General features: G+C 68.6%; 27 protein-coding genes and 2 pseudogenes. 13 read left to right on the top strand and 16 right to left on the bottom strand.

Annotated features, from left to right (window positions below; genetic code table 11):
- Positions 1-143: 143 nt before the first annotated feature.
- The 4 genes from tatB to sigE form a co-directional block, all read right to left on the bottom strand.
- Entirely contained in the window at positions 144-584 is a 441-nt protein-coding gene (gene tatB, locus H7I57_RS13650; protein WP_264024073.1) for a Sec-independent protein translocase protein TatB, read from the bottom strand.
- 6 nt (positions 585-590) lie between these two features.
- Entirely contained in the window at positions 591-2,078 is a 1,488-nt protein-coding gene (htrA, locus tag H7I57_RS13645; RefSeq protein WP_264024072.1) for a serine protease HtrA, read from the bottom strand.
- A 90-nt stretch (positions 2,079-2,168) separates the two neighbouring features.
- The gene (rseA, locus tag H7I57_RS13640) at positions 2,169-2,564 is read right to left on the bottom strand and encodes an anti-sigma E factor RseA (RefSeq protein WP_264024071.1); all 396 of its coding nucleotides are present in this window, start codon (positions 2,562-2,564) and stop codon (positions 2,169-2,171) included.
- 82 nt (positions 2,565-2,646) lie between these two features.
- Positions 2,647-3,510, bottom strand: a complete 864-nt coding sequence (sigE, locus tag H7I57_RS13635; protein ID WP_264024070.1) for an RNA polymerase sigma factor SigE — start codon at positions 3,508-3,510, stop codon at positions 2,647-2,649.
- Between the two features lie 178 nt (positions 3,511-3,688).
- On the opposite strand from sigE, the gene H7I57_RS13630 reads away from it, so the two are divergent.
- The 6 genes from H7I57_RS13630 to H7I57_RS13605 all read left to right on the top strand — a co-directional run bounded on the left by H7I57_RS13630 (position 3,689) and on the right by H7I57_RS13605 (position 8,993).
- Positions 3,689-4,369, top strand: coding sequence for an O-methyltransferase (locus H7I57_RS13630; protein ID WP_264024069.1), 681 nt, complete (start codon positions 3,689-3,691; stop codon positions 4,367-4,369).
- Positions 4,370-4,485: 116 nt separating this feature from the next.
- Positions 4,486-5,157, top strand: a complete 672-nt coding sequence (locus H7I57_RS13625) for a TetR/AcrR family transcriptional regulator (protein ID WP_264024068.1) — start codon at positions 4,486-4,488, stop codon at positions 5,155-5,157.
- Positions 5,150-6,061 (top strand): ABC transporter ATP-binding protein, encoded by a 912-nt coding sequence (locus H7I57_RS13620; protein WP_264024067.1) that lies wholly within the window; start codon positions 5,150-5,152, stop codon positions 6,059-6,061. The genes H7I57_RS13625 and H7I57_RS13620 overlap by 8 nt, the downstream gene beginning before the upstream one ends.
- 23 nt (positions 6,062-6,084) lie before the next feature.
- Positions 6,085-7,695: an ABC transporter permease gene (locus H7I57_RS13615; RefSeq protein ID WP_372510222.1), complete on the top strand. Its 1,611-nt coding sequence runs from the start codon at positions 6,085-6,087 to the stop codon at positions 7,693-7,695.
- A 10-nt stretch (positions 7,696-7,705) separates the two neighbouring features.
- Positions 7,706-8,383, top strand: a complete 678-nt coding sequence (locus H7I57_RS13610; RefSeq protein ID WP_264024066.1) for a methyltransferase family protein — start codon at positions 7,706-7,708, stop codon at positions 8,381-8,383.
- A 22-nt stretch (positions 8,384-8,405) separates the two neighbouring features.
- Positions 8,406-8,993: a DUF4126 domain-containing protein gene (locus H7I57_RS13605; RefSeq protein ID WP_264024065.1), complete on the top strand. Its 588-nt coding sequence runs from the start codon at positions 8,406-8,408 to the stop codon at positions 8,991-8,993.
- Here the strand turns inward: H7I57_RS13605 and glgC are convergent.
- The 3 genes and pseudogenes from glgC to H7I57_RS13590 form a co-directional block, all read right to left on the bottom strand.
- On the bottom strand, positions 8,990-10,204 hold the full coding sequence (gene glgC / locus H7I57_RS13600; protein WP_264024064.1) for a glucose-1-phosphate adenylyltransferase: 1,215 nt from the start codon (positions 10,202-10,204) through the stop codon (positions 8,990-8,992). The genes H7I57_RS13605 and glgC overlap by 4 nt on opposite strands.
- 113 nt (positions 10,205-10,317) lie before the next feature.
- Positions 10,318-10,500, bottom strand: coding sequence for a zinc ribbon domain-containing protein (locus tag H7I57_RS13595; RefSeq protein WP_264024063.1), 183 nt, complete (start codon positions 10,498-10,500; stop codon positions 10,318-10,320).
- 107 nt (positions 10,501-10,607) lie between these two features.
- A pseudogene (locus H7I57_RS13590) lies at positions 10,608-11,183 on the bottom strand (RNA-guided endonuclease InsQ/TnpB family protein); the annotation flags it as partial.
- Positions 11,184-11,261: 78 nt separating this feature from the next.
- Here H7I57_RS13590 and H7I57_RS13585 point away from each other — a divergent pair.
- A pseudogene (locus H7I57_RS13585) lies at positions 11,262-11,381 on the top strand (transposase); the annotation flags it as partial.
- Between the two features lie 124 nt (positions 11,382-11,505).
- Positions 11,506-12,678, top strand: a complete 1,173-nt coding sequence (gene glgA, locus H7I57_RS13580) for a glycogen synthase (RefSeq protein ID WP_264024062.1) — start codon at positions 11,506-11,508, stop codon at positions 12,676-12,678.
- Positions 12,679-12,715: 37 nt separating this feature from the next.
- Here the strand turns inward: glgA and H7I57_RS13575 are convergent, their stop codons facing one another.
- The 7 genes from H7I57_RS13575 to log all read right to left on the bottom strand — a co-directional run bounded on the left by H7I57_RS13575 (position 12,716) and on the right by log (position 18,517).
- Entirely contained in the window at positions 12,716-12,883 is a 168-nt protein-coding gene (locus H7I57_RS13575; RefSeq protein WP_003931055.1) for a DUF3117 domain-containing protein, read from the bottom strand.
- Between the two features lie 258 nt (positions 12,884-13,141).
- Positions 13,142-13,750, bottom strand: a complete 609-nt coding sequence (locus H7I57_RS13570; RefSeq protein ID WP_308204357.1) for a DNA-3-methyladenine glycosylase I — start codon at positions 13,748-13,750, stop codon at positions 13,142-13,144.
- Positions 13,747-14,115: a DivIVA domain-containing protein gene (locus tag H7I57_RS13565; protein ID WP_264024061.1), complete on the bottom strand. Its 369-nt coding sequence runs from the start codon at positions 14,113-14,115 to the stop codon at positions 13,747-13,749. Before H7I57_RS13565 ends, H7I57_RS13570 begins: the two co-directional genes overlap by 4 nt.
- Before the next feature lie 43 nt (positions 14,116-14,158).
- Positions 14,159-15,121 carry a glucosyl-3-phosphoglycerate synthase gene (locus tag H7I57_RS13560; protein WP_264024060.1) on the bottom strand — a complete coding sequence of 321 codons (963 nt, stop codon included), beginning with the start codon at positions 15,119-15,121 and terminating at the stop codon, positions 14,159-14,161.
- Positions 15,118-15,993, bottom strand: coding sequence for a dihydropteroate synthase (gene folP, locus H7I57_RS13555; RefSeq protein ID WP_308204356.1), 876 nt, complete (start codon positions 15,991-15,993; stop codon positions 15,118-15,120). Before folP ends, H7I57_RS13560 begins: the two co-directional genes overlap by 4 nt.
- A 90-nt stretch (positions 15,994-16,083) precedes the next feature.
- Positions 16,084-17,886, bottom strand: coding sequence for a long-chain-acyl-CoA synthetase FadD6 (fadD6, locus tag H7I57_RS13550; protein WP_264024059.1), 1,803 nt, complete (start codon positions 17,884-17,886; stop codon positions 16,084-16,086).
- 58 nt (positions 17,887-17,944) lie between these two features.
- A complete protein-coding gene (log, locus tag H7I57_RS13545) occupies positions 17,945-18,517 on the bottom strand; it encodes a cytokinin riboside 5'-monophosphate phosphoribohydrolase (RefSeq protein ID WP_264024058.1) in 573 nt (190 codons plus the stop codon).
- Between the two features lie 29 nt (positions 18,518-18,546).
- On the opposite strand from log, the gene H7I57_RS13540 reads away from it, so the two are divergent.
- Positions 18,547-20,562 carry an ATP-binding protein gene (locus H7I57_RS13540; RefSeq protein ID WP_264024057.1) on the top strand — a complete coding sequence of 672 codons (2,016 nt, stop codon included), beginning with the start codon at positions 18,547-18,549 and terminating at the stop codon, positions 20,560-20,562.
- A 44-nt stretch (positions 20,563-20,606) separates the two neighbouring features.
- Complete coding sequence (locus H7I57_RS13535; protein WP_264024056.1) at positions 20,607-21,317, top strand: ESX-1 secretion-associated protein; 711 nt, start codon at positions 20,607-20,609, stop codon at positions 21,315-21,317.
- On the opposite strand, the gene H7I57_RS13530 is transcribed toward H7I57_RS13535, so the two are convergent.
- Positions 21,314-22,942: an ABC-F family ATP-binding cassette domain-containing protein gene (locus tag H7I57_RS13530; protein WP_264024055.1), complete on the bottom strand. Its 1,629-nt coding sequence runs from the start codon at positions 22,940-22,942 to the stop codon at positions 21,314-21,316. The genes H7I57_RS13535 and H7I57_RS13530 overlap by 4 nt on opposite strands.
- 121 nt (positions 22,943-23,063) lie before the next feature.
- Positions 23,064-24,131 carry a succinyl-diaminopimelate desuccinylase gene (gene dapE / locus H7I57_RS13525; protein ID WP_264024054.1) on the bottom strand — a complete coding sequence of 356 codons (1,068 nt, stop codon included), beginning with the start codon at positions 24,129-24,131 and terminating at the stop codon, positions 23,064-23,066.
- A 24-nt stretch (positions 24,132-24,155) separates the two neighbouring features.
- Between dapE and dapD the strand changes: the two genes are divergently transcribed.
- The 3 genes from dapD to H7I57_RS13510 all read left to right on the top strand — a co-directional run.
- Positions 24,156-25,118 (top strand): 2,3,4,5-tetrahydropyridine-2,6-dicarboxylate N-succinyltransferase, encoded by a 963-nt coding sequence (gene dapD / locus H7I57_RS13520; RefSeq protein ID WP_308204355.1) that lies wholly within the window; start codon positions 24,156-24,158, stop codon positions 25,116-25,118.
- Between the two features lie 85 nt (positions 25,119-25,203).
- Positions 25,204-25,470, top strand: coding sequence for a DUF222 domain-containing protein (locus tag H7I57_RS13515; protein ID WP_264024053.1), 267 nt, complete (start codon positions 25,204-25,206; stop codon positions 25,468-25,470).
- Positions 25,467-25,853, top strand: a 387-nt coding sequence (locus H7I57_RS13510; protein WP_372510221.1) for a DUF222 domain-containing protein, incomplete at its 3' end; no start/stop codon positions are given. The genes H7I57_RS13515 and H7I57_RS13510, both read left to right, overlap by 4 nt.

Below are 25,853 nucleotides of genomic sequence, written 5' to 3'. Positions count from 1 at the left end.
CCTGACCCGCGAACACACCAAACCCGCCGTGGCACCCACGGCAACACCGACGCGCCCACACCCAGCGCACCTCACCTCTATTTTCGGATTAGCAGGCCGTTACTCGCACTTCCGCTGCTGGAATGCAATTCCGGCGGAGGTGGCTAGGTGGCGTCGGGGTCGAACGGCGTCGACGCCGGTCCCGACCCCGACGCTTCGGGTTTCTCGGCGGGCGGCGCCGTGGGCGCGACCGCGGAGGGGCCGTGCGCCGACTGGGGCTTCTCCGAGGGGGCCTGTGCCCGGTCCGGCGTGTCGAACTTGCCGGTGAATATCGAGTCGTCGCCGTCGAGCAGGTGTTTGGTCAGCGCCGCCCGCGGCGTCATACCCCGCAGCCGCTGCAGCTCGGACAGCGGCTCTCGCAGGTCGTCGAACTCCGGGCCGAGATCCTCGCGGAGCTGACTGGTGGCGCCACTGATGTAGTCCCGAGCCTGGCGGAGCGAGCTGGAGGTCCACCGGATGGCGCCCGGCAACCGTTCCGGCCCGAGGATCACCAAGCCGGCGATCACCAGGAGCACCATCTCGGCCCACCCGACATTGGCGAACATCGGCGGTTACGTGCTGTTGTCGGGGCCGGGAGTCACGGTGAGCGTGACGCGGCGGCCGTCGCGCACGACCTCGATGGGCGCGGGCTCGCCGATCTTGAGCTGCCGCACCGCGACGACGAACTCGTCGGCGTCGGCGACCTCGCGGTCCCCCACCTTGACGACGACGTCGTTCTCGAGGATGCCGGCCCGCTCCGCGGGTCCACCCTGGTTGACGTTGGCGATCTGCGCACCCTTGGAGACGTCGTTGCTCACCGAGCGTGCCGTCAGGCCCAGGGTCGGGTGAGCGATCTTGCCGCTCTCGATCAGGGCCGCGACGACCTGCTTGACCTCGTTTACCGGGATCGCGAAGCCGAGACCGCTGGCGCTGTCGGACAGGGACTTACCTGCGGTGTTGATGCCGATGACCTCGGCGTTCATGTTGATCAGGGGCCCACCTGAGTTGCCGTGGTTGATCGACGCGTCGGTCTGGACACCGTCGATGACGGTGTCGGTGTCCGAGCCGTCACCCGACAGCGGAACCGGGCGGTGCAGCGCGCTGATGATGCCCGTGGTGACGGTGCTGCGAAGTCCCAGCGGCGCGCCCGCGGCGATCACCTCTTCACCGACCTGCAGCTTCTCGGAGTCACCCATCCGGGCGACCACGAGGTTGTCGACGTTGTCGACCTTGAGTACCGCCAGGTCGGTCTTCGGATCACGTCCGACCAGGTTGGCGGGGACTTCCTTGCCGTCGTTGAACACCACTGCCAACTTGTACTTGCTCGGGTTGGTGGCCGCCTCGGAGATCACATGGTTGTTGGTGACGATGTAGCCGCGGCCGTCGATCACGACGCCGGATCCCTGAGAGCCCTCGTTGTCGCTGGTCGCCTCGATGGTGACCACCGAGTCGGCGACCGCGGCAGCGACCTCGGTGAACCGGCCGGGCGGCAGATCGGGCCTGTCGCTGGTCTCGAGGGTCACCTTCGAAGTGGTGAACGCCTCGACGACCTCGGCGGTCTTGCGGCCCACCAGGCCGCCGGCGACACCGATGACCAGCGCGACGATGCCGAGCACCACGAGCGCGACGAAGGACACCTTGCCGCCGAACAGCACGTCGCGCACGCCGAGCTTCCCCATGGTGGTGGACGTCGGTGGCGGCGCCGTCGGGGCGACCGCCGGTGTTCCCAACGCTGCGGGAGCGCCCGGATTGCGCCACGGGTCGTCGGGCTCGTCGTCACTGCCGTCACGTTCGGCGTCGAGGGCGCCCGCGTCGGTGGGGTGTCGCTGCAGTGAGTCGCCGCCGGGATGGGTGCGGCCGAACGCCTCGGCGAGCACGGGGTCGGGGGCCAGGTCCTTGGGGGTGTAGTCACCCTGATCGCGGTACTGGGCAGCCCCCTGGAAGGAACCGTCCACACCCGCGGGCCTGCCGAATGCACGCTTGGCCGCCGGATCCACAGGCGGACGCGACACGGGGCGCGGCTCGAGACGCTCCCGCCCGGTCTGGTCCAGATTGGTCACCCGTTCATCGCCCTTCCCTCACCCTTCTGACACGGCGGCAGCCAGCGCCGACGCAACGACGCTGATCGACGCCGATCGACTGCATTCACCCTACCGACGCTTGCGGCGGGCGCGCTGCGCACCGTCAGCTAACTGCGGCGCGTCGGCCGGTCCCGGAGCTTCCTCCGGGGTGTGGTGCGGGATCTGGGACAACAGTCCCAGCAAAGAACTCGGCATCGCCACGGGACACGAATCCCGCAACGCGGTGCGCGCCTGACGCTGGGCATCGACCTCCAGCGCGCACTCGGGGCACATCGAGAGGTGGTGAGCCGCGCGCAGGTGCGCGGTCATGCGCAGCTCACCGTCGACGAACGCGGCGACCGCCTCGGTCGACAGGTGCTCGGTGGACCCGAACTGGCGCGGGCCGACGGGCGCGTCGCTCTGCGAGGCAAACTGCGTGGGAAGCCAGGAGAAAGCGCGACGGAACGCATGTCCGGGCTCAAACATCACCCAGCTCCTCTCGGCTCATGTCAGAACGGGGCTACTTCTTCGAATGTAGCGCGGCATGCTGTGAGGCAACGCGGGAACGTCAGGCCGACCTGGCCGTGTTGTCAAAGCTGCGGTACCCGTCGGATGTCGTGGCATCGGAGTGACGTGCCAGGTGATCCCGCAACGCCTGGCGGCCCCGGTGGATGCGGCTGCGCACGGTGCCTAGCTTGACGCCCAGCGTCGCGCCGATCTCCTCGTAGGACAGCCCTTCGATGTCGCACAGCACCACGGCGGCGCGGAATTCCGGCGGCAGCGAGTCCAGCGCAGCCTGAAGGTCGGGTCCCAGCCGCGAGTCGTGATAGATCTGCTCGGGGTTGGGCTCGTCCGCGGGGACGCGGTCGTAATCCTCAGGCAGCGATTCCATCCGGATACGGCCGCGGCGGCGGACCATGTCGAGGAACAGGTTGGTCGTGATGCGGTGCAACCAGCCTTCGAAAGTGCCCGGCTGATAGTTCTGCACCGAGCGGAACACGCGGATGAACGTTTCCTGGGTCAGATCCTCGGCGTCGTGCTGATTGCCGGACAGACGATAGGCCAGGCGGTACACCCGGTCGGCGTGCTGTCGGACGAGTTCGTCCCATGTCGGCATCGCGGCCTTGTCGCCGGTGGCGTCGAACACCGCGGTGCCGGTCAACTCGTCGTTCGGCTCCACCCACTCGCCGTCGGTGAACTGCTCGAGGTGGGCCATGGAAACCGGAGAAACGGGAGCGGCAGCAGGAGCAGCAACGGGAGCCGTAGGGCCGGCCGCATGGGTGGTGGTCGTCGGATCCTCCAGGTCGTGACGGCAGCGATCATCGGTTGACGACCGCTCGATATCGACAACGCGGCATTGTGGGGCTTTCTTCCCGGGGCGTGCCTCGGGCCGCACGATGTCGCTGCGTGCGCTGAATGCGCCGTCTGTCATGCACTCACCGTCTCCCGCGCTGGTGTGCCAGGCATATGAGCAAACTGAACATTTCCTGAGAATGATTGCTACCCGTTTTTCGACCAGGGAAAACGATGTGCACGGGCCTGGATTTCGGGCGTCTCGAGTCGGGCGTGTCGCGCCATCGGCCGCCCGCGCTTCGCTCTACGCTGCGGGCATGGCAGGCACCGACGAGCCCGATTCTCGCCCCGGCGACGCCGGTGTGAGGGCCAGCCAGGCCGAGGCGATCGTCGCCCATGCCGAGCACTCGATCTCCGAGGACGCAATAGTCGCTGCGGCCCGCGAGCGTGCGGTGGACATCGGCGCCGGTGCAGTGACCCCGGCAGTGGGGGCGCTGCTCTGCGTCCTGGCGAAGCTGACCGGAGCCAAGGCGGTGGTCGAGGTCGGCACCGGCGCGGGGGTCAGCGGGCTGTGGCTGCTGTCGGGGATGCGTGAGGACGGTGTGCTGACGACGATCGACGTCGAGCCGGAGCACCAACGCATCGCCAAGCAGGCGTACACCGAGGCCGGCGTCGGACCCGGGCGCACCAGGCTGATCAGCGGCCGCGCCCAGGAAGTGCTCACCCGGTTGGCCGACGAGTCCTACGACCTGGTGTTCATCGACGCCGACCCGGCCGACCAACCGCAGTTCGTCATCGAGGGCGTGCGGCTGCTGCGCCCGGGCGGAGCGATCGTCGTGCACCGCGCCGCGCTGGGCGGTCGGGCCGGCGACGCGTCGGCCAAGGACAGCGAGGTCGCCGCCGTTCGTGAGGCGGCACGGCTGATCGCCGAGGACGAGCGGCTGACACCGGTGCTCATCCCGCTGGGTGACGGCCTGCTCGCCGCCGCGCGCGACTGACGCCCCTCTTCCGCGGAAGCGCATTCCCGGTCGTCGACCGGGCCTTTTCAACAACCAGGACTGCTATTCCGCGGAACGGTTGACCGTGCACTGAACGTGCGTTTAGCATACTGAACATGCGTTCAGCGAATGTGAATGCCGATCGGACCGCCCTCGCCCGGATCCGCGATGCCGCGATCGACGAGTGGGGTCGCAACGGCTTCACGGTCGGACTTCGCCGTATCGCCGAGGTCGCCGGGGTCAGCGCAGCCCTCGTCATCCACCATTTCGGTTCCAAGGACGGGTTGCGCAAGGTGTGCGACGACCACATCGCCGAGACGGTGCTCGCCAGCAAGACCGAGTCGATCAAGACGACCGACCCCGCGACGTGGTTCGCCCAGATGGCCGAGATCGAGGACTACGCCCCGATGATGGCCTACCTCATGCGCAGCCTGCAGGAGGGCAGAGAACTGGCGAAAACATTGTGGCGCACCATGATCCACAACACCGAGCTTTACATCGAGGAGGGCGTGCGGGCCGGAACCGTCAAGCCGAGCCAGGATCCCAGGGCCAGGGCGCGCTTCCTGGCGATGGCCGGCGGCGGCGGGTTCCTGCTCTACGTGCAGATGCACGACAACCCCACCGACCTGCGCTCGGTACTGCGGGACTACAGCGAGGAGATGGTGCTGCCCGCCCTCGAGCTGTACACCCATGGCCTGATGGCCGATTCGACGATGTACGACGCGTTCGTCGCGCAGCGCGACAAGGGCATCCCGTTGACATCCGGGCAAGGAGATCACGATGACTGACAACGGAAGTGGACTCGCCGTCGAGATCTGCGGGTTGTCGAAGTCGTTCGGCCGCAACAAGGCTCTCGACGGCCTCGACCTCACCGTCGCCCAGGGCGACGTGACGGGCTTCCTCGGCCCCAACGGCGCGGGCAAGTCCACCACCATCCGGGTGCTCCTCGGCCTGCTTCGAGCAGACAGCGGCACCGTCCGCCTGCTGGGCGGTGACCCGTGGCGCGAGGCGGTTGCGCTGCACCGCCGGATCGCCTACGTTCCGGGCGATGTCACGCTGTGGCCCAATCTCACCGGCATGCAGGTGATCGACTTTCTCGCCGACCTCCGCGGTCGGGGCGCCGTCGACGCGAAGCGCCGGGATCAACTGATCGAGCGCTTCGAACTCGACCCGCACAAGAAGGCCCGCACCTATTCGAAGGGCAACCGGCAGAAGGTGGCGATCGTGGCCGCGTTCAGCGCCCGCAGCGAGCTCTTCGTCCTCGACGAACCGACCTCGGGCCTGGATCCGTTGATGGAAAAAGCTTTCCAGCAGTGCGTCCGGGAAGTGGCCGACCAGGGTGCGGCAGTGCTGCTGTCCAGTCACATCCTGGCCGAGGTCGAAAAGCTCTGCGACACAGTGACGATCGTGCGGGCCGGCCGCACGGTCCGGTCCGGAAAACTGGCCGACATGCGTCACCTCATGCGCACCACCGTGTCGGCGCGCACCCGCGGCGGTCGCGGGCCTCTGGATGGCGCCGCCTACGTGCACGACCTTCGCGCGGAAGACGGTCGCCTGCGCTTCGCGGTGGATCGCGACAACCTCGACCGCGCGATGTCCGACCTAGCCGGCCTCGGTATCGAAGAACTCACCGTGGCGCCGGCGTCGCTGGAGGACATGTTCCTGAGCGAATACCAGGGGGCGGGCCTGTGAGCGGCACCGCGCCCGCCACCACGGTGTCACCACTGCACACGGGACGGCACGCGGCGGTGTCGACGGAATCGCCGTGGACGGGCACCGACAGCCTGATCCGCTTGGCGCTGCGCCGTGACCGCGTGCGACTGTCGGTGTGGATCGCCGTGCTGACGCTGATGATGGTGTACGCCCCGGCCGCCATCGAGCTCGCCTACCCCGAGGAGGCGCAGCGCCTGACGCGCGTCGAACTACTCAAGACCCCTGCCGGAATGATGTTGGGCGGTCCCATGTTCGGGGTCAACGAGACCGACCTCGGGGTGATGATGGCCAACGAGCTGACGCTCACGCTGATCATCGCCACATCGATCCTCGCCATTCTCACCGTCATCCGGCACACCCGCGCCGAGGAGGAGGGCGGGGCGGCCGAACTGGTGCTGGCCTCGGTTGTCGGAAGGTATGCGCGCACCACAGCCGCGTTGGCCGTCATGGGCGCGGTGAACATCGTTCTGGCCGTGACGATGACGGCCGCGATGGCGGCGACCGGGTTCGGCGTCGTGGACACCGCCGCGATGTGCATCGGTGTCACCGCGGTGGCCGTGGTGTTCGGCGCCGTCGCTGCGGTCACGGCACAGTTGTGGCGCGTCGCCCGCGCCGCGACCGGTGCGGCGATGGCGACGCTCGCCCTCGCCGCGCTGGTTCGCGGAGTCGGCGACGTCATCGACAACTCGGGCAGCGCGGTCAGCTGGCTCTCCCCGATCGCGTGGGCGCAGCAGATGCGGGCGTTCGTCGACCTCCGGTGGTGGCCGCTGGCGCTGTTGATCCTGCTCACGATCGTCCTGACCGCCTTGGCCGCGTTGCTCGAGGCCCGCCGCCAGTACGACGACGGCACCATCGCCTCGACCGGTGAGCGCCCGGGTGCCCGGCCGATCCGCGGGGTCCTCGGCCTACACCTGGTGCTGCAGCGCGGCCAGACGATCGGCTGGTCGATCGGACTTTTCGTGGCGGGCTTGGCATTCGGATCGATGACGAAGTCGCTGATCGACGCCGCGGCCGACAACCCACTGCTCGCCCGGTTGGTCGCGAACCAAGGCGCCGACGGCGTCTACACGACGATGTCGCAGTTCCTCGCGGCCGCGGCCTGCGCCTACGCGGTGTCCACGGTGCTGCGGGTGTATGCCGACGAGCAGTCCGGCCTCGGTGAGCCCGTTCTCGCCGGATCGGTCTCCCGGATGCGGTGGCTGTTCACCGCGGTGCTCGCGACGGTGCTCGGCTCGGTGGTGTTGATGTTCTTCGCAGGTCTGGGCAACGGCCTCGGCGCAGGGATGACGCTCGGCGAACCTCGGACCGTGGTCCGGCTCATGCTCGCGGGGTTGGCTTTCGTGCCTGCGCTCGCAGTGCTGGCCGGTATCGCTGCGCTTGCGGTGGCGCTGCGTAGCACCTGGATCGGCTGGCTCGCGGTGACGTTCGTCGTCGTGTCCCTCTACCTCGGTGCGCTGTTGCGGCTTCCGGGCTGGCTCATCGATCTCTCGCCGGTTGCGCAGACCACGGTTCCCACTGACACTCCCGTCCTTGCGTTGATCGTGATGGCCGCGGTGGCAACGGCTTTCACGCTGGTGGCCGGGCTTGTCTATCGACGTCGGGACGCGGTGTGAGGAGGCATCCATGAAGGTCGCACTGCAAGCTTTGGTTGCGGCGCTGCTAGGCCTGTTGCTCTTCGGACTCGCGTTGTTCCTGCCGGCCGGGACGTTCGACTACTGGCAGGGATGGCTGTTCATCGCGGTGTTCGCCGTCTGCACCACGGTGCCGACCATCTATCTGGCGGCGCGTCACCCGGCCGCTTTGCAGCGACGGCTCAAGGCCGGCCCCACTGCCGAAAGCCGCCCCGCGCAACGGATCATCATCGTGGCAGCGGGCGCTGCGTTCGTGGCGACGCTGGTCGTGAGCGTGCTGGACTGGCGGTACGGATGGTCGACGGTGCCGGTGGTGGTGGTCCTCGTGGGCAACCTTTTGGTCGCGGTCGGACTGCTGATGTCGCAGTTGGTGGTGGTGCAGAACAACTACGCCGGGTCGACCATCAGGGTCGAGGACGGCCAGCATCTGGTGTCCATGGGCCTCTACGGCGTGGTGCGCCACCCGATGTACAGCGCGTCGCTGGTCATGACGATGGGCATACCGCCTGCCCTGGGTTCGCTGTGGGGCCTGCTGGTGCCGGCACTGCTGTTCCCACCGGTTCTCGTCGCCCGCATCCTCGACGAGGAGAAGGCGCTGACCGAGGAGTTAGTGGGTTACCGCGAGTACACGGCGCAGGTGCGGTATCGCCTGATCCCCGGGGTGTGGTGAGGACCGGCCGCATACTGACTCCATGGAACTGCTCACCGGGCTCGGCCTGGCGACGGCGGCCGGGCTGAACGCCTACATCCCGCTGCTGGCGCTGGGACTGCTTGCCCGGTTCACCGACCTGGTGGCGCTGCCGCAGCCCTGGGCCTGGCTGGAGAACGGCTGGGTGATGACGATCGTGGCGGTGCTGCTGGTCATCGAGGTCGTCGCCGACAAGGTCCCCGCTCTGGACAGCGTCAACGACATGGTCCAGACGTTCGTGCGCCCCACCGCTGGCGGCATCGTGTTCGGCTCCGGCACCGCCGCGCAGACCTCGGCGGTGACCGATCCCGGCGCTTTCGCGCAATCGGGTCAGTGGATCCCTGTGGTCATCGGCGTGGCCGTCGCGCTGGTCGTGTCGCTGACGAAGTCGACCGTACGGCCCGCGGCCAACGTCGCGACCGCGGGGATGGCCGCCCCCGCGCTGAGCACCGCGGAGGACCTCACGAGCATCGCGCTGGTGTTCCTGGCGATCCTGGTGCCCGTGCTGGTGCTGGTCGTCGCGGTCGCGCTGGTGTGGGCGGCCGTCACGTTGATCCGTCGACGCCGCCGCGCTAGGACCGCCGCGCGCTAGATCCAGACACCCTTGCCGACGGCGACGACGCCGCCGGCGCTGATCGAGAACCTCTCGCGGTCCTTGTCCAGATCCACCCCGACCATCTCGCCGGGGCCGACCACGACGTTCTTGTCCAGGATCGCGTGGCGCACCACCGCGCCCCGGCCGATGCGCACCCCGGGGTGCAGCACGCTGCCCTCGACGATCGCGCCGTCGTCGACCACGACGTTCGACGAGAGCACGGAGTTGCGCACCGAGGCGGCGGAGATGATGCTGCCCGCGCCGACGACCGACTCCTGGGCGGATCCGCCGTTGACGAACTTGGCCGGCGCCAGGTTCTCCGAGCTTCCGCGAATGGGCCAGCGCTTGTTGTAGAGGTTGAAGACCGGATGCACCGACACCAGGTCCATGTGCGCGTCGTAGAAGGCGTCCAACGTTCCGACGTCACGCCAGTAACCGTGGTCGCGTTCGGTGGCGCCGGGCACCTCGTTGGCGTTGAAGTCGTAGACCGAGGCCATGCCGTCGGACACCAGGCGGGGAATGATGTCGCCGCCCATGTCGTGGTCGGAGTCGTCGTCGTCGGCGTCCGCGCGGATGGCGTCGATCAGCACCTTGGTGGTGAAGATGTAGTTGCCCATCGACACGAACGTCTGCTCGGGATCGTCGGGGGTGCCCGGGGGGTCCGCGGGCTTCTCGATGAACCCCCGGATCCGGCCGGACTCGTCGGCGTCGATGCAGCCGAAGGCCGTGGCCTCCGCGCGGGGCACCCTGATGCCCGCAACCGTGGCGCCCGCTCCGCTCTCGATGTGCTGCTGCACCATCTGCTCGGGGTCCATCCGGTACACGTGGTCGGCACCGAAGATCACGATGAAGTCGGGGTCCTCGTCGTAGATCAGGTTCATCGACTGGTAGATCGCGTCGGCCGATCCCGTGTACCACCGCGGGCCGAGCCGCTGCTGGGCCGGCACCGGGGTGATGTATTCACCCGCGAGCCCCGACAACCGCCAGTTCTGCGAGATATGACGGTCCAGCGAATGCGATTTGTACTGGGTGAGAACACAGATTCGCAGGAAGCGGGCGTTGACGAGGTTGGAGAGCACAAAATCGATGAGTCGGTAGGCGCCCCCGAAGGGAACCGCCGGCTTGGCGCGGTCGGCCGTCAACGGGTACAGCCGCTTGCCCTCTCCGCCGGCCAGGACGATGCCCAACACGTGTGGCGCTTCCCTCATAGTGCAAACCTATCGGCACGCTGGGACCAGGGCCAGCCATTCGCGCTATTGGCGCGGGCTCCAGGTCTGTCTTTGACGTGCTCCCCGGGCTGAAGTGCGGGGATTCCCGCGGCTTACGCCGCTGTTGGGGCGCTTCCTGTTTCAATACCCACTGCCGCAACGGATTGCGGTCTGACACGGGCTCCACAGTCGTTTAGCCTCTCTGCCCGCCCGGCAGCGAGAAGGACCTTGGCAGCATTGTGGTCGCGATCGTGAACGGTCTCGCATGCCGGGCACGCCCACGACCGAATCTGCAACGGCAATTCGTCGAGCTGGTGCCCGCATGCGGCGCAGGTCTTACTCGGCGGATGCGCACCATCCCCGCGATGTTGAGATCTTCGACGTGGATCACTTGGTTCTCGCGCACCAACGCCAAAGCCTGCTTGTGGTGATAGTCCCTCCGCGCCCGCGCTACCTTGTTGTGCGCGATCGCGACCTTGCGCCTGGCCTTGTTCCTGTTGTCTGATCCTTTCTGCCGGCGGGACTTCTCCCGCTCCAGCCGCCGCAGTTTGCGTAGCTTGGGACCCAAATGCTTCGGATTCGCGACGTCGACTCGTTGGCCGTCGCTGGTGGCGATCGTGGCAAGTCGGGCGATACCGACATCAACCCCTACCTCACGCACAACCTCGGGCAGAGGCGATGGAGGCACCTCGACGACGAAGCTGGCGTAGAAGTGGCCGTCGGGCTCCCGAATGATCGTCACCGAGGACGGCGCCGACGAGAGTTCGCGTGACCAGCGCACCTTCACCTCGCCGACCTTGGCCAGAAATAGTCGACCGTTAACCTTGAGGCTGAACCCGTTGCGGGTCAGTCGAAACGACTGTCGTTGATCCTTCCGCGACTTGAACCGCGGCCGGCCCACCTTGCGGCCCCGGCGTTTTCCGGTGACCGAGTCGAAGAAGTTTCGCCACGCCCGACGCGAATCGTTGACCGACTGCACCAACGCTCCCGGTGTTCGTGACGAAATACCGGCACCCGGTGTTCACCGACGCCATGCTCACCTTCACCGCACAACACCATGCACGGCGTGTGCGCCGAACTCGACGCCAAGCTGATCGCATCCAACGGCGAAACCGACCACGTCCACTTGCTCATCGCCTACCCACCGACCCTGGCGATCTCCACCCTCACCCAACAGCTCAACGGCCGACAACCAGGGAAGGGCCCACCCCGGACCACAGTCCGAGACTTGCGCCCAAGAACCCGGTCGAGACAATTGGTGATGCCGGGCGACCGGTCACGAAGTTGGATACCGTCACACCATGCGGGTGGCGATGATGACTCGGGAGTACCCACCCGAGGTCTACGGCGGGGCCGGCGTTCACGTCACGGAGCTGGTCGCGCAGCTACGCCACCTCTGCGACGTCGACGTGCACTGCATGGGTGCGCCACGGCCCGGGGTGACGGTCGCCCAGCCCGACCCCGCCCTGCAGGGCGCCAATGCGGCGCTGTCGACGCTGTCGGCCGATCTCAACATGGTCAATGCCGCCGCCGCGGCCACCGTCGTGCACTCGCACACGTGGTACGCCGGGATGGCCGGGCACCTGGCGGCACTGCTGTACGGGGTGCCGCACGTGCTCACGGCGCATTCCCTGGAACCGATGCGACCATGGAAGGCCGAGCAGCTCGGCGGTGGCTACCGCATCTCGTCGTGGGTGGAGAAGACGGCCGTTGAGGCGGCCGACGCCGTGATCGCCGTGAGCTCCGGGATGCGTGACGACGTCCTGCGCGCGTATCCGACGCTGGATCCCCACCGCGTGCACGTCGTGAAAAACGGCATCGACACCGAGGTGTGGCATCCGGTGGACCAGGGCGATGGTTCGGTCCTCGCAGAACTCGGCGTCGACACCACGCGTCCGATCGTCGCGTTCGTCGGCAGGATCACCCGGCAGAAGGGGGTGGCCCACCTGGTGGCCGCGGCCCACCACTTCGCCCCAGAGGTTCAGCTGGTGTTGTGCGCGGGTGCTCCGGACACCCCGGAGATCGCCGAGGAGGTGGCATCGGCGGTGCAGGCGCTGTCGGCGGCCCGCAGCGGGGTGTTCTGGGTGCGTGAGATGCTGCCGACCAACAAGATCCGCGAAATTCTCTCCGCGGCATCAACTTTCGTGTGCCCGTCGGTGTACGAACCGTTGGGCATCGTCAACCTCGAGGCGATGGCGTGCGCGACAGCGGTGGTGGCCTCCGACGTCGGCGGGATACCCGAGGTGGTGGCCGACCAGCAGACGGGTCTGCTCGTGCACTACGACCCCAACGACACCGCAGCCTTCGAGCGGGAACTCGCCTACGCGGTCAACTCGATCGTCGCCGACCCGGACAAGGCCCGCCAGTTCGGCGCGGCGGGCAGGCAGCGGTGTATCGAGGAGTTCTCCTGGGCGCACATCGCCGAGCAGACGGTGGAGATCTATCGCGGGGTGTCGTCCCAGCGACAGCAATGAACGGTCGCGGTAACCGCGACCGTTCACGTCGGTTTGGCTAGCTGGTGACGCCCTTGAGTTCGTCGCCCAGCGCAGCGGCCTCCTCGGGGGTGAGTTCGACGACGAGCCGGCCACCACCTTCCAGTGGTACCCGCATCACGATGCCGCGCCCCTCCTTGGTTGCTTCCAGTGGACCGTCTCCGGTCCGGGGCTTCATCGCCGCCATCGAGTGCTCCCTCCGCATGGGCGTGCCCGTCAGGGCCCGGTCTGTCCGTCGAGCCGGTTGCGCCCACCCTTCGAGGACACAGACAGCACCCGGCCTTGAATTGCTACAGAGCTCCATTGTTCCCTATCGAAGCCATCCCGTGTGCAAAGACCCGGCTTAGACCGCTGAGAGCCGGCCGGATCGGCGTTCCCCGGCGGACCGTCGGGAACGTCGAAAGGTGCGGCGGGGTCGGCCTGCGGGCCCGCTCGTGCTGGACCCTCAGCCCTCGGCTCGCGGAACCCAGCAGTTGGCGACATGGTCGTCGACCATGCCGGTGGCCTGCATCAACGCGTACGCCGTTGTGGGGCCCACGAATCGGAAACCCCGGCGTTTCAGCTCCTTCGCCATCGCCGTGGACTCGGGCGTCACCGCCGCCACACCCGAGAGGTCGGCCGGCCTGGTGCGGGTGATCCGGTCCGGCGGCGCGAACGACCAGAGCAGCTCACTCAGGTCGACGCCCTGGTCCGCGAGGTCGGCGACGACCCGGGCGTTGGAGATCGTGGCGTCGATCTTGGAGCGGTTGCGCACGATCCCCGGATCCGCCATCAGGCGTTCGACATCGTGCTCGGTGTAGCGGGCGATGCGTTCGACGTCGAACCCGTCGAACGCGGAGCGGAAGTTGTCCCGCTTGCGCAGGATGATCAACCAGGACAGCCCGCTCTGGAAGGCCTCGAGGGTCACCCGCTCGAACAGCGCCGTCGAACCGTGCAGGGGGCGACCCCATTCGGTGTCGTGGTAATCGCAGTACAGTTCGAAATCATCTGGGGACAAACGTGATTGGTCGATCCAACCGCACCGGATCCGCCGATCGACCGCGTCCGTCGTCACGACTCCTCCCGCGCGAGGTCCGGCGGCAGGGCGTGGGCGCCCTCCCCCGTGTCCTCGACGGCGGGGGAGTCCAGACCGTGGGTGCCGCGGACCGCAACCAACTCCCCGCGCAACTGGTCGAGTTCCTGGCCCAGCCGGGCGAGCACCCAGTCGACCTCGCTGGCCTTGTAGCCGCGCAGGGTCTGGGTGAACTTCACCGCGTCGACGTCGGCGCCGGTGACCCCGGAGGCGGGCAGCACGGTCGCCGTGGTGGCACTCGGCAGCGGGGGCAGCACCTCGCCGCGGCCGAAGAGCACGCTGCCGACGGCGAACAACACCACACCGACCAACACGAGCACCACGAGGTACAGAAGTACGAGTGTCACACCTCGATACTGCCTGACGGCTCAGACAGGTACAGCCACCACGTCAGCGCGGGCGCAGCGTCATCATCGGTGGACGGTCGTCCAGCGACACGGACGAGGTGCGCGGGGTGTAGTCCTCGCCGTCGGCGAAGAACTGGGTGAGCCCGACACCGGAGTCCGGGACCCCGCAGCGCGACAGCAGCGTGGCGATGACCTGCCTGCTCATCGCTGCCAGCTCGGTCAGCGGCCGGTTGCGGTGGGTGCGCACCCCGAGGTTCACCTGTGCGATGCCGTCGAGTCCGAGCCGGTCGTAGGCGTCGACGAGCAGGCCGATCTCCACGCCGTAACCCGGGGCGAACGGCACCGCGGTGAGCAGCTCACGTGTGCCCGCGTACTCGCCGCCGAGCGGTTGGTACAGGCAGGACAGCTCGGGCCGTAGCGCGGCCAGCAGCGGGCGGGCCACCAGTTCGGTGACGCGGCCACCGCCGTTGGCGTCCTCGCTACCGCTGACCTTGAGCGGCCGCCGGTAGAAGCCTTTGACCAGATGGACGCCGTCCTGGGTGAGCAGGGGGCCCAGCAGCTTGGGCACGAACATCGGATCGGGGTCGAGCAGGTCGGAGTCGACGAACGCGACGATGTCGCCCGTGGCGACGGCCAGCGACCGCCACAACACCTCGCCCTTGCCGGGTTGGGGCGCCACCTCGGGCAGCGCGACCTCCCGGCTGATCACCCGCGCTCCGGCAGCGAGCGCGCGGATCTCGGTGTCGTCCGTCGAGCCCGAGTCGAGCACGATCAACTCGTCGACGAGCCCGCCGAGAAGCGGGGTGATGGTCTCGACCACCGAGGCGACCGTCTCCTCCTCGTTCAGCGCGGGCAGCACCACCGATACCGTGCGGCCCTTCTTGGCGGCCTCGAGTTCGGCGACCGTCCACGTCGGCCGGCTCCAGCTGTGGTCGGTCAGCCAGCGGTGTTCGGCCACAGCGTCCGTGGCGAGCAGATCAGATACTCGGTCGGATAACACAGTCATGCCAGTCCCCTCACCGTGCGAGTCGGCGGCCGCGCGCCCTGGATCGACGCGACCATTTCGAGCACGCGTCGTGTGGGCCCGACCTCGTGCACCCGGAACATCGCAGCTCCATCGGCCGCGGCCAGCGCGGTGGCCGCCAAGGTGCCCTCCAGGCGTTCTGTCAGGTCCACACCCAGAGTCTCCCCGACGAAATCTTTGTTGCTGAGTGCCATCAGGACCGGCCATCCAGTTTTTACAAGGTCTTTCACATGGCGCAACAAACTAAGACCGTGGTAAGTGTTCTTGCCGAAATCGTGGGTCGGATCGATCAGAATGCCGTCCCGGCGCACCCCGAGCGCCACCGCACGCTCGGCGGCCGCGGTCACCTCGGCGATGACGTCGTCGACCACCCCTCGCTCAGAGACGCCGTAGTTGACCCGGAACGGGCGCGTCCGCGGTACCGCCCCACCTGTGTGGGAGCACACCAGGCCCGCGCCGAACTCGGCCGCGACCCCCGCGAGGTCCGGGTCCGCGCCGCCCCACGTGTCGTTGATCAGGTCCGCGCCGGCAGCGCAGGCCTGCTTGGCCACCTCGGCGCGCCAGGTGTCGACGCTGATCAGCTGATCGGGGAAGGTGTCGCGCAGCCATTCGATGAAGGGCACCACGCGCGCGATCTCCTCGTCGACGTCCACCGTGCTGCCGGGCCCGGCCTTCACCCCGCCGACGTCGACGATGTCCGCGCCGTCGCCGATCACCCGGTGCGCGGCCTGCTTGGCGGCGTCATCGGTGAACGTCGCGCCGCGGTCGTAGAACGAGTCCGGGGTGCGGTTCACGATCGCCATGATCAGAGCGCGGTCGGGCGCCACGGGGCGCCCGAGAAACGTCGACTGCACGCCCACCAGGCTACGCACCAGTGATTTCGGTGTAGCTGGTCATTTCGGTGTAGATGGTCATGTCAGCGTGACCAGCTACGCCGAAGCCACCTACTTGGGCTTCTTGCCGTCCTTGACCTCTTTCAGGTACTCGTCGTAGAACGGCACGTACCCCTCGTCGCGGCCGGACAGCACGTAGATCGGGTCCTCGACTTTGACGTCGTCGTCGTCGCCCTCGCCGCTGGAGCCGCCGTAACCCTCCTTGCGCAGGTCGACCTTCTGACTCTTGAACGTCGACGTGTGCGCGAGTTCCTTGACCACGCGGACGAACAGCGGCACCGCGTAACCGGGCAGCTTGTCGTAGACCGCCTTGGCAAGTGCCTTGCCGTCGAATTCCTGACCCTCTTTGAGCTGGACGGCGACCATGCCGGCCCTGCCACCGGTGTCGGGCACCTCGACGCCGAACACAGTCGCTTCCTCGACCTGCGGATCGGTCGACACCGCCGCCTCCACCTCGGTGGTCGCGACGTTCTCGCCCTTCCACCGGAAGGTGTCGCCGAGACGGTCGGTGAACGCCGCGTGCCCGAAGCCCTGCGAGCGCATCAGGTCTCCGGTGTTGAACCACACGTCGCCCTCCTTGAAGGCGTCGCGCACCAACTTCTTCTCGGTGGCCTCCTTGTCGGTGTAGCCGTCGAAGGGCTGGAAGTTGCTCACCTTCGACAGCAGCAGGCCGGGCTCACCGTTGGCGACCTTGCGTACCCGGCCGTCCTTGTCGCGCACCGGATCACCGGACTCGTCGTACTCGACGAACGCCACCGGCGTCGGGCAGATGCCGGTGGTCTTGTCGACGTTGAGCACGTTGACGAACGCGGTGTTGCCCTCACTGGCCGCATAGAACTCGCAGACCCGGTCGATGCCGAACCGCTCGGTGAAGTCGTCCCAGATGGCCGGCCGCAGGCCGTTACCCGCGATGACGCGGACCTTGTGCTTGCGGTCGGTGTCCTTGGGGTCCTGGTTGAGGAGGTAGGTGCAGACCTCACCGATGTAGACGAACGACGTGGCACCGTGGCGGATGACGTCGTCCCAGAACTTCGACGCGGAGAACGACTTGCCGAGCGCGAGCGTCGCACCGGAGTTCAGCACCGACGACAGCGCCACCGTCAACGCGTTGTTGTGGTAGAGCGGCAGGCAGCAGTACAGCGTGTCGTTGCTGTTCAGCCGCATGCCCAGGCCGCCGAAGCCGGCAAGCGCGCGCAGCCACCGGTAATGGGTCATCACGCTGGCCTTGGGCATACCGGTGGTGCCCGAGGTGAAGACGTAGAACGCCTTGTCCTTGGCGAGCACTGCCGAGGTGGTGGCCGGGTTGGTCGCCGGCGCCGTCTCCGCGAGCCGCTTGAATTCGTCGAGTGTCACCACACCGTCGGTATCGGCGCCGGACTCCGTGATCGCCTCGACGAACTCGGTGTCGGTGACGACGACCGAGGCGGACAGCAGCCCCAGGCTGTGCTTGAGCACCTCGTCACGCTGGTTGTAGTTGAGCATTCCCGAGATCGCCCCGCACTTCACCGCCGCCAGCATGAGCAGCACGGGTTCGGGTGAGTTGCGCAGCATGATGCCGACGACGTCGCCGTGGCCGACACCCCGGGCGGCCAGCACCGCGGCGTAGCGGTTGACCGTCTCGTTGGCTTCGCCGTAGGTGATCTCGCGGTCCTCGAATCTCAGGAACACCTTGTCGGCATAGCGGGCGGCGCGCTCCTGGAAGACCTTGCCGATCGAGGTCTTGGCCGACGGCCGGGCCAGGAACCCGGTGGTGACGCCCCGCAGGATCGTCGGCACGTCCATCAGCAGGCCGGGCACCTGGCCCGCGATATCGAGCAACCCGACACTGCTACGGGTTCCGGACTTCTCACTCATAGGACGCTCTTCCTCCGCTGTGTCAGTTATCGGTCACCCTAACCGCGGGCGACCTCGGTCAATCGACCGGAGCACATGCGGCGAGAGCGGCATCGACGTCGTCGACGACGATGAGCCGCCGCAACGCGTCCTCGGCGACATACCCGCTTCCGACCAGCCCACGCAGCCAGTCGAGCAACCCCCCGTAGTGCCCGAACGGGTCGAGCATCACGATCGGCTTCGAGTGCATACCCAAATAGCCCGCTGTCCAGGCTTCGAAGAATTCCTCGAGGGTCCCGATGCCTCCCGGAAGCGCGATGAACGCGTCGGCGCGGTCCTCCATCACCTGCTTGCGTTCGCGCATCGTGTCGGTGACGACGAGCTCGTCGGCCTCGGTGTCGGCGACCTCGCGGTGCACCAGCGCCTTGGGGATCACTCCGACCGTGTACCCGCCGTGCGCCCTGGCCGCGGCGGCGACGACGCCCATCGCCGAGACGTTGCCGCCACCGGAGACCAGCGTCCATCCCCTGGCGGCGACGGCCTCTCCGGTGCGGCGCGCGAGATCGAGGAGCTCGGGGTGCATCGGGCCCGACGCGCAGTAGACGCACACCGCCCATTCCTCGTCGCTTCGCCGGATCACTTCTGCAGACACGGGAACAAAGGTAGCCATAGACTCCGGCGGTGCCTGTGCCTGCGCCTGTCCACTGGGTGACCGCGCCGCACGAACCCGCGGTCGATCAGCTCGAATCGGGGGTCCGCACCCGCGCGGGCGCGGCGCTGATCGGCCCTGCCGGTGTCGGCAAGACGACGCTGGCCCGCGAAGCCGCCGAGCGGCTCGCCCCCGGCTTCCCCCGGGTCGACTGGGTCCGCGCCACGGCGTCGCGGACGCTGGTCCCGTTCGCCCCGTTCGAGGGGTTGCTGGAGGTGCCCGAGACCGGCAAGACCGCGGCAGTGCTGCGCGCCGCGCGGGAGACGCTCGGCGACGGTCGGCTCCTCGTCGTCGACGACGCACACCTGCTGGACTCGCTGTCCGCCGCCCTCGTCTACCAACTCGCCGTCAGCCGGACGGTGCGGCTGTTGGTCACCGCCACCGTCGACAGGACGGGGGTGCCGCCGGAGATCTCGGCGCTGTGGCAGGACGGACTGGTGACCCGGATCGAGCTGCAACCGCCTGGCCACGACGACAGCCGGCTGATGGCACAGGTCGAGGAGTTCGTCGAGACGCTGCCCGGCCCCGCCCACCGGGTGCTGGAGTTCCTGTCGGTCGCCGACCCGCTGGCGGTGACCGACGCGGTGGCGCTGACCGGGACCGACGCGGTCGAGGCCGCCGTCCGCGCCGGGGCGGTCGTCGTAGACGGCGACGCGCTGCGCCCGGCGCACCCGCTGTTCGCCGTCGCGGTGCGCGACGCGCTCGGCGGGCCGGACCTGCGCCGGCTGCGCACCGCGTTGGTGGAACGGCTCTCGGCATCCGACGGTGGCAGCGTCATCGGGCGGCTGCGGCTGGCCGTCCTCGCGGTCGGCAGCGACCGCCCGCAACCGGTACCCGACGTGTGCGCGGCCGCCCAGGAAGCGCTGCGGCTGGGCGACCTGGAGCTCAGCGAACGCCTCGGGCAGGCCGCCCTGGGACGGGAACCGGACCTCACCACCCGCCTGACCGTCGGATACGCGCTGGCGTGGCAGGGCCGCGGCAGGGAAGCCGACGCGGTGCTCGCACAGATCGATCCGGCGGGGCTGACCGAGGACGAGCTGATGGCGTGGGCCCTTCCCACGGCGGCCAACCAGTTCTGGATGCTGTCCGAGCCCGAACGCGCGACGGCGTTCCTGCGGGCCACCCGCGGCAAGGTGTCCTCGCCGGCGGCGCTGACGACCCTGGATGCGCTGTCGGCGACGTTCACGATGAACGCCGGGAACCTCGGCCGCGCCAAGGACATCGCGGACGAGGTGCTGGCGTCGCCGACCGCCGACGACACCGCGATCGGCTGGGCGGCCTCGGCCGCGGCGCTGAGCTGTGCGCGGATGGGTCGCTTCGGCGACGTCGATGCGCTGGCCGAGCAGGCCTTGGCCGCCGGACACCCGGGCCTGCTGCGATTCACCAGCGGGTTCGGCCAGACGACGGCGCTGCTGATGACGGGCCATTCGCAGCGGGCGCTGACGTTGGCGCAGCGGCTGACCGACCTCGCGCAGCGACGACAGCCGGGCCGCTCGATCGGCGAGGTGCTGATGGCCGACGCGCTGATCGCCACCGGCGACCTGCACCACGCGGTGACGCTGCTGCGAGGCGCCGCGCACACGCTGGCGCCGACCGGATACTCGTGGGGCCCGCTGGCGTGGATGCTGCTGGCGCAGGCGCTGGGCCGGCTCGGTGAGACCGTCGACGCGGGAAAAGCGTTGGGGCGGGCGGAATCCCGTCACGGCTTGAAGTCGATGCTGTTCGCCCCGGAGCTGGCGCTGGCCAAGGCGTGGACGATGGCGTCCCGGGGCGACACCCACGGCGCGGTCGCCGCCGCCAGGGACGCGGTCAAGGCCGCCGAACGCGGCGCCCAGCGCGCCGTCGCGCTACGGGCCGCGGCGGACGCGACCCGGCTCGGGGATCCGCGTGGGCTCGACACGCTGGTCCGGCTGTGCGGTGAGGTCGATTGCGAGTTCGGCCGCGCGGCGCTGGTGGCCGCCCGCGAAACTGATGCGCGGATGCCCTGAGCAGCCGCCTTAGACTCGAGCCGAACACGTTTGGAGGTACACCGATGGTCGAACCGCTCTCGGTCGACACCGACGGGGTGCGCTCTCTCGGCGACATCCACACCGCCGTGTCCGCGCGACTGGGCGTTCTCACGGCAGGCGCACCCGGGCCCGAAGGCGTCGCCGCATCTCACGGCACCATCGCGTACGGCGTCGACACCGCGCTGACCGCCGCGCTCGGCTCCCGAACCGGGTCGCTGAACGTCACCCGGGCCAGCGGTGCCCACATCTCGGAGCTCCTCCACCAGGCAGCGATGGCCTACGAACGCGGCGACCAGCGCGGCGCCGAAGCGATCAGGGCGGCCGCGGACACGATCGGCAAGGGTCAGGGCCCGGCGGCCGGTGGCGGCGCCGCGGGACCGGCGGCGCCCGGGAGTTCGGCGGGCGGCACCGACGCGCTCGGGCAGAGCGTGGGCCAACTCGGGCAGATGGGCCAGCAGCTCGGCGCTCCCCTTGCCGCGTTGGCGCAGCCCTTGCAGCAGCTCCCCCAACAGATCATGCAGGGCGTGCAGCAGATGTCCCAGAGCGCCACGCAGGCAACAGAATCGGACAGAGCTCCTGGTCGCGATTCCGATTCAGACCCACGACCCGAACCCGGCCGGGACCAGCAGCCACCGACCGAGGCTGCGCCGGGGGCCCCAGCCGGTTCGGGCCCGGTGCCCGTCGCACCCGGTGACCGGCAGAAGCCCGCGCCCACCCGGCCTTCGAGCGACTAGCCCTGGGTGAGGTTGCCGTCCTCGACGCGGAGAACCCGATCCACACCGATTCCATCGAGAAACGACTCGTCGTGGCTGACGACGACGAACGCACCCCGGTAGGCCGCGAGCGCACTCTCGAGCTGCCCGACGCTGACCAGGTCGAGGTTGTTGGTCGGCTCGTCGAGCAGCAGCAGTTGCGGTGCCGGCTCCGCGAACAGGACGCACGCCAGCGTCGCGCGCAGCCGCTCACCCCCGGACAGCGTGCGCACCAGCCGATCGACGTCCCCGCGAAACAGAAACTGCGCCAGCAGGTGCCTGCGCCTGGTCATCGACAGGCCCGGCGCGGCCGCAGCGAGGTTCTCGGCGACACTGCGGTCGTCGTCGAGCAGATCCAGCCGCTGAGACAGATAGGCGACGCGCCCGTCACCCTTCTGGATCGTGCCGTCGTCGGGTTCGATCTCACCCAGCAGCGTCCGCAGCAGCGTCGTCTTGCCCGCCCCGTTCGGACCGGTCAGCGCGATCCGTTCCGGTCCGCGCACCACCAGGTCCGTGGCGGCGAGAAGCTCTCTGCCGTCCCGTGAAATCCGTAATCCCTTGATGTCCAGCACCGTCCGTCCAGCCGGGACCGTCGTGTCGGGAAGGTCCAGCACCAGCGCGTCGTCGTCACGCAGCGCGCGCTCGGCGTCGTCGAGTCGCGATCTCGCGTCGTCGATCCGCCTGGCGTGGACGTCGTCGGTACGCCCTGCCGTCTCCTGCGCCCTGCGCTTCATCGCACCCGAGACGATCTTCGGCAACCCGGCGTCCTTGAGGTTGCGCTTGGCGGTGTTCGACCGGCGGGCCGCCGGCTCACGTGCCTGCTGGCGCTGCCGCTTCTCCCGCTTGAGGTGCTGCTCGGCGCTGCGCACCGCGCCCTCGGCCGTGTGCCGGGCATCGTCCACCGCGTCCTGATAGGCGCTGAAATTGCCTCCGAAGAAGTCGATCTCGCCGCGGTACAGCTCGGCTATCCGGTCCATCCGGTCGAGCAGCACGCGGTCATGGCTGACCAGGAGCAGGCAGCCGGTGAAGTCGTCGAGTGCCGAGTAGAGCCGGTGCCGGGCATCGCTGTCGAGGTTGTTCGTCGGCTCGTCGAGCAGCAGCACATCGGGGCGGCGCAGCAGCTCCCGCGCCAGCCCGAGGGTGACCACCTCACCACCCGACAGTGTGCTCAGCGGCCGGTCGAGCGAGACGTGGCCGAGGCCGAGACGGTCGAGCTGGGCGCGGGTGCGCTCCTCGACGTCCCAGTCCTCGCCGATCGCGGCGAAGACCTCGTCCCCGGAATCACCTGCGGCCAGCGCGTCCAGCGCCGCGATCGTCGGTGCCACCCCGAGCATCTCGGCGACGTCGCGGTCGTCGAGCAGCGGCAGAGTCTGGGACAGATAGCCGAGGGTGCCGCCGACCGTCACCGATCCGGCGGTGGGCCGCAGCTCACCGGCGATCAGGCGCAGCAGCGTGCTCTTGCCCGCGCCGTTGGGCGCGACCAGACCGGTAGCGCCTGCGCCGACCGTGAACGACAGGTCGGTGAACAGAGGTGTGTCGTCGGGCCAGGAGAAGGACAGGTGTGAACAGACGACGGTGGACGTCGCCGAAAAAACAGATGCGGACATGCGAGAGATCTCCCGTGCGGCGGGCAGCTGTGAAAGGCCCGCAAGAGGAACGATCAGGACAGCGTCCGGGATCTACCCGGTGATGTCTTCTCCCAGCATGTTTTCCAGGGTAGCCACCCCGTCAACCGGTTAGATACCGCCGCAGCATGTCGGTGACGGCGGTGATCTGCTCGGCCTCGACTCGTTCGTCGGCGCGATGCGCCAGGTTGGGGTCACCGGGTCCGTAGTTGACGGCCGGGACGCCGAGCGCCGCGAAGCGTGACACGTCGGTCCACCCGTACTTCGCGCGGACCTGTCCGCCTGCGGCGTCGACCAGGGCCGCCGCAGCGGGTCGGGTGAGACCCGGCAACGCGCCGGCCGCCGAGTCGGTGAGGTCGATGCCGACGTCCAGACCGTCGAAGACCTCGCACACGTGCGCGTAGGCCTGCTCGACGCTGCGGTCCGGGGCGAAGCGGAAGTTGACCGTCAGCGTCGCCGCGTCGGGGATGACGTTCCCTGCGATGCCGCCGTCGATCCGCACCGCCGAGAGTCCTTCGCGATAGACGCAGCCGTCGATGTCCACACTGCGCGGCCGGTACTGCGCGAGCCTTTCCAGGACCTCGCCCAGCTTGTGAATGGCGTTGTCCCCCAACCATGATCGCGCCGAGTGCGCCCTGGTGCCCGCGGCACTGACCACTACCCGCAGCGTCCCCTGGCAGCCGGCTTCGATGTAGCCGCCTGTCGGCTCACCAAGGATCGCGACGTCGGCATCGAGCCAGTCGGGTTTTTCGCGCTCGATGCGGCCGAGCCCGTTCGCCGACGCCTCGATCTCCTCGCAGTCGTACATCACCAGGGTGATGTCGTGGGCGGGGTCGGTGACGGTCGCCGCGAGATGTAGGAACACCGCATCCCCCGACTTCATGTCCGAGGTTCCGCAGCCGTGCAGCACCCCGTCGACGAGCCTGCTGGGCAGATTGTCGGCGGCGGGAACGGTGTCGGTATGCCCTGCGAGCAGTACCCGCGACGGCCTGCCGAGGTTGGTGCGGGCCAGCACGGCGTCGCCGTGCCGGACGACGTCGAAGCCGGTGGCCTGCGACCGCAGGGCGGCCTCGATCTCGTCGGCGATGCGTTTCTCATGCCGCGATTCGCTGGGGATGTCCACCAGCGCCGCGGTCAGCGCGACGGGGTCACCGTGAAGATCGAGGCCCATGCGTCTGACGTTAGTCTTAGCGCCGTGACTTCAGCATCAGGCGTCGGCGTGGCAACCATCGCGGCCGACGGAACGGTTCTCGACACGTGGTTCCCGGCGCCGGAGTTGGGGGGCGACGGTGCCGCGCGCGGGGGCACGGTGCGCCTGTCGGTCGCCGAGGTCCCCGACGAGCTCGCCGCGCTGGCGGGCCGCGACGAGGACCGCGACGTCGAGACCGTGGTCGTGCGCACCGTGATCGCCTCGCTGGAGGACAAGGCGGTCGACGCCTATGACGCCTACCTGCGCCTGCACCTACTGTCGCACCGCCTGGTGGCCCCGCACGGATTGAATGCCGACGGCCTGTTCGGGGTGCTCACCAACGTGGTGTGGACCAACTACGGCCCCTGCGCGATCGACGGTTTCGAGAGCGTGCGGGCGCGGCTGCGCCGGCGCGGCCAGGTCACCGTCTTCGGTGTCGACAAGTTCCCGCGGATGGTCGACTACGTGCTGCCGTCGGGGGTGCGGATCGCCGACGCCGACCGGGTGCGCTTGGGTGCGCACCTCGCGACGGGCACCACGGTGATGCACGAGGGGTTCGTGAACTTCAACGCAGGCACCCTGGGCAGCTCGATGGTCGAGGGACGCATCTCGGCCGGTGTGGTCGTCGACGACGGCTCCGACGTCGGCGGCGGCGCGTCGATCATGGGCACGTTGTCCGGTGGAGGCACGCAGGTGATCTCGGTCGGCAAGCGGTGCCTGCTCGGCGCCAACGCGGGACTGGGCATCTCGCTCGGCGACGATTGCGTCATCGAGGCCGGGCTCTATGTGACTGCGGGGACAAAGGTCACCCTCCTCGACGAGAGCCAGACGGCCACCACCGTCAAGGCTCGTGAGTTGTCGGGAGCCAACAACCTGCTGTTCCGCCGCAACTCGGTGACCGGAGCCGTCGAGGTGGTCAAGCGCGACGGTACCGGCATCACGCTCAACGAAGCACTGCACGCCAACTAGCTACTCCGCCTGAAATGGCGAGAGCGGGCGGCACGGGTACGTCGCGCGGCCAGGAGTTGTCGGTGCTTGTTGCAAGGATGGGGTCATGTCCTCGACCGCACCATCTTTCGTCGCCAGCGCACCCCGCGTTGAGCGTCTTGAGGTGTTGTTCGACGAGTTGTCGGAGCTGGCCGGTCAGCGCAACGCGATCGACGGGCGCATCGTCGACATCGTGGCCGAACTCGACCGCGACGAACTGTGGGGGATGACCGGCGCCCAGTCGGTGACGGCGCTGATGGCGTGGAAGCTGGGCACCTCCCCGCGCAATGCCGAGACGTTGGNGAACTCGACCGCGACGAACTGTGGGGGATGACCGGCGCCCAGTCGGTGACGGCGCTGATGGCGTGGAAGCTGGGCACCTCCCCGCGCAATGCCGAGACGTTGGTGGCGGTCGCCGACCGGCTGGAGGCGTTCCCCCGCTGCGCCGAGGGCCTGCGAACGGGCCGGTTGTCCCTCGATCAGGTCGGTGTCATCGCCGAGCAGGCCGGCGACGGCTCGGATGCCCACTACGCCGAACTCGCCGAAAGTGCGACGGTCGCCCAGTTGCGCACCGCGGTCAAACTCGAACCCCGACCCGACCCCGACCCCAAACCGCCATCACCGCCGTCGATCACCAAGACCAGCGAGGACGAGTTCACCTGCTACCGCATCAAACTCCCGCACGACGACGCGGCGAAGGTCGACGCCGCCCTGCAG

It is taken from the genome of Mycolicibacterium pyrenivorans, from assembly GCF_025821625.1.
Taxonomy (GTDB): domain Bacteria; phylum Actinomycetota; class Actinomycetes; order Mycobacteriales; family Mycobacteriaceae; genus Mycobacterium; species Mycobacterium pyrenivorans.
This window is presented reverse-complemented; position numbering and strand designations above follow the sequence as displayed.